At 35.4% G+C, this 3,552-nt stretch carries 2 protein-coding genes; both read right to left on the bottom strand.

Annotation, left to right across the window (positions count from 1 at the left end; genetic code table 11):
* Positions 1-93: 93 nt before the first annotated feature.
* Positions 94-2,454, bottom strand: a complete 2,361-nt coding sequence (locus AC22ZQ_RS13340) for a TonB-dependent receptor (protein ID WP_318959260.1) — start codon at positions 2,452-2,454, stop codon at positions 94-96.
* A 120-nt stretch (positions 2,455-2,574) separates the two neighbouring features.
* Positions 2,575-3,345, bottom strand: coding sequence for a nucleoside triphosphate pyrophosphohydrolase (gene mazG, locus AC22ZQ_RS13335; RefSeq protein ID WP_318959259.1), 771 nt, complete (start codon positions 3,343-3,345; stop codon positions 2,575-2,577).
* Positions 3,346-3,552 lie beyond the last annotated feature (207 nt).

Below are 3,552 nucleotides of genomic sequence, written 5' to 3'. Positions count from 1 at the left end.
GTTTTAGGAGAGTAAACATTCTTTTATAAGATACTATTAAGGCATCCCAATTGGGATGCCTTAATAGTATCTTATAAAAGAATGTTTACTCTCCTAAAACTTGTAGTTAACACCTACACTTGGTAGAATGGGTAACTGGTAAATTTTTTCGTTGGTAATTCTGTTTACGTAGAAAATGTTTTCTCTATTGTATACGTTCGTTACACCTACAATGATTTCTAATTTGTTTTTATTTTTCAACTCGTAGTTTTGTTTCAAAGTGATGTCGAACCTGTGGTAAGTAGGAAGTCTTGCGGAGTTAATTGTTCCAGTAAGTAAACTTAACTCATTCACATTAGAGGTGTTTACATTTGTATTCAATCCATCGCTGAAGTCTTCTCCTTGGAAGTAACCCGTAGTAGGAGTAAACGGAAGTCCTGTCCCTAAGTTCCAACGTACACTTAATTCAATGTTTTTCTTTTTACCAAAAGCATAAGTACCTACTAAGTTAATGTTGTGACGTCTATCAAAGAGTGGAGTATAGTATTCAAAACCATCCCATCTTCTTGTTTTACCATATGAGTATACCCCCCACAAGAAAAGCCTGTTTTTAGAATACTTCAACAATACATCTACACCATAAGCATATCCAGATTCAATGAGGAAGTCTTTCTTGTACTCGTCTGCAATGTCAGCAAATTGAGATACATCTTCATAAAGTTTGTTGTTATTGATATTTGCAAGTAATGGGAAGTATTTATAATAACCTTCTACGTTCATAGAAAGGTGTTTGGTGAAGTCGTATTCAAATCCTCCTATCGCGTGCCACGCAACTTGTAAACCATTATCTATATCTCTAACTTTTCCGTTCGGGTAAGTAAACGTGGAAGGTACACTGTTCGGTGCACTTAAGAAACCGTAGAACAAGTTTACGATATCTCTATCAGAAGAAGCCGAGGTGAAGTTTTGCGTGTATCGACCCCCAGAAACTTTAAATCTTAAATCTTCAGTCGCGTTGAATTTTGCAGCTAACCTTGGTTCAGGCATCATTTCAGATAATGACGCATAGTATTGTAAACGAATTCCTGGTTGAATAACCCATCTTCCCGTAATCAATCTATAGTTAAGGTATCCGGCAAATTCTGTATTGTTGTCTTTGATCTGAATTTTTGTTTTAGCGGAGTTGAAGGTTGTAAAGTCTGTATTGAAGCTTCCTAAATTGATTCCGTAATTAATTTCAGATTGATTTTTCAAGAAATAAGTGAAGTCAAACCCTAAATCAAATCCATTGATAGAACTTTCTCTTGGTGCTGAATTATTGTCTTCTTGGAAAAAGATTTTATATCCAGATCCATTTAAGTGTCCTTTGATATAAATAGGAGAGGAACTGGGAACGAGTAAGAAATTCATACCTCCACCAGAACTTGTCCAATTTAAATCAGCCACATTAGCGTAGTTTACCCTATCGTTATTGTTGAAACCAAAGAAGGAAACCTTTGATCCCATGTCTCCTTTAAAAGTTACTTTTCCGTATAAATCTGTAAAGTCGAAAGGAAGCCCGGTACCATCGTTCACATAAGGATAAGCTGACCTTGAAGAGTAATCAAGTAATGATTTTTTCGCAGAGAAAATAAACGTTGACCCCGCGTGTGAATTTGAATCTTTAGATTTTGAAAGCGGACCTTCCATCACAGCTTTGGCCATAAATGGAGAAATAGAAAATTTACCGCCCAATTTATTTAAGTTTCCATCTCTATATGAAATATCCATTACAGAAGAAATCCTTCCTCCGTATTGTGCATCGAAACCTCCGGTGTATACATCGGCACTTTTTACTAATTCTGTTTCAAATACAGAAAAGAATCCAATGGAGTGGAAAGGATTGTAAATGGTCATCCCATCCAGTAATATTTTGTTTTGAATTGGAGTACCACCACGCACATAGATTTGTCCTCCTTGATCACCAGTAGTAACAACACCTGGAGTTACGCTAATGGCTGAAACGATATCATTTTCTGCCCCAAAACTTGGTAATCTTTCCAAACCTTTTTGGTCAAGTTTTACCATAGAGATTTCAACTTCCGTTGTTTTAGATTTATCAGACGCTGAAATTTCAACTCCTTCAATTTCTTTAACATCTTCAGGCTTTTTAAGGTCAAACCTTAAGCTTTGAATACTCTTAACGTCTTTTAATTCAATGCTATCTTTTATTTCAATGTATCCAGAAGCTCTTACGCTGATATAGTAAAACCCTTTGTCTATTTGAGCCAACGAGAAAAATCCATCTAAATCTGAGTTTGCCCCTTGTGTAGTTGGGTTAGCTCCTTTTGATTTTAATATTACTTTGGCATAAGCAATAGGTTCTTGTGTTTCATCATCGAAAATAAAGCCTCGAACCGTGTTGTCTTGTGCAAAACTAAAAGTGCTCAAAACGAGCAGAGAAAGTAAGGAAAGAAATACGTTTTTTAATTTCATAATTTTGGTTTCATGTCCATTTTAGCGTGGAGGCACATAGATACTGAATATATTTAGTTTTTTTAACAGTAAAATTGTCAATTGTAGGAGCTATTGACTTTACGGTTGGTGTTATGGAAATTAGGACTTTAAGATTTGCTTTGCTTTTTCCCAGTAAATATCCATTTCTTCCAAGTTCATATCGTTAAAATTGGCATTTTCCTCCTTCATTAGGATTTCCATCTTTTGAAATCTTTGAACAAACTTATTGTTGGTTTTAGAAAGCGCATTTTCAGGGTTAATTCCCATGAATCGGGCATAGTTAATCAATGAAAAGAGAAGGTCTCCGAATTCTTCTTCTGCACGATCAGATTGAGCATCCACTTCATCTTTAAACTCTTGCAATTCTTCGTTTACCTTATCCCAAACTTGATCTTTGTTATCCCAATCAAAACCAACTCCTTTTACTTTTTCTTGAATTCTACTTGCCTTAACCAAAGCAGGTAAAGATGCTGGGACTCCTTCCAAAACCGATGTTTTGCCTTCCTTAAGTTTTAATTTTTCCCAGTTGGCTTTTACTTCTTCTTCTGAATCGGCAACCGTATCACCGTAAATGTGAGGATGTCTGTGCACTAATTTATCACAGATAGCATGTAACACGTCTGTTATGTCAAAGGCTTTTTGTTCACTGGCAATTTTACTGTAAAAAACCATGTGTAACATAATATCACCGATTTCGCCTTTGAGTTCATCCATGTCTTTGGCTAGTATAGCATCTGCCAATTCATAAGTTTCTTCAATGGTTAAGTGTCTAAGAGATTCAAGAGTTTGTTTCCTATCCCATGGACATTTTTCTCGTAAATCGTCCATGATATTTAATAATCGTTCAAAGGCCTCTAATCGCTTATCCATTTGTCTTTTTTTTAATTAATACAAATAAACTAATTCTTAAAAGAAGGAGCTTCTTATTTTTGTAGATAATACCCATGAAGAAAAAGATTTACATTTCATTCATTCTCTGCTTTTGTACTTTGGTTGTACAAGGTCAAAACTTCAACCTTGGAGTGGGTGTAAATGGATCGCGTGGATTTTTACTTGCCCATAGATCTATCATGGCTC

Source organism: Lishizhenia sp., assembly GCF_057456495.1.
The sequence above is the reverse complement of the archived record's forward strand: the minus strand, read 5'-3'. Positions and strand labels throughout refer to the sequence as shown.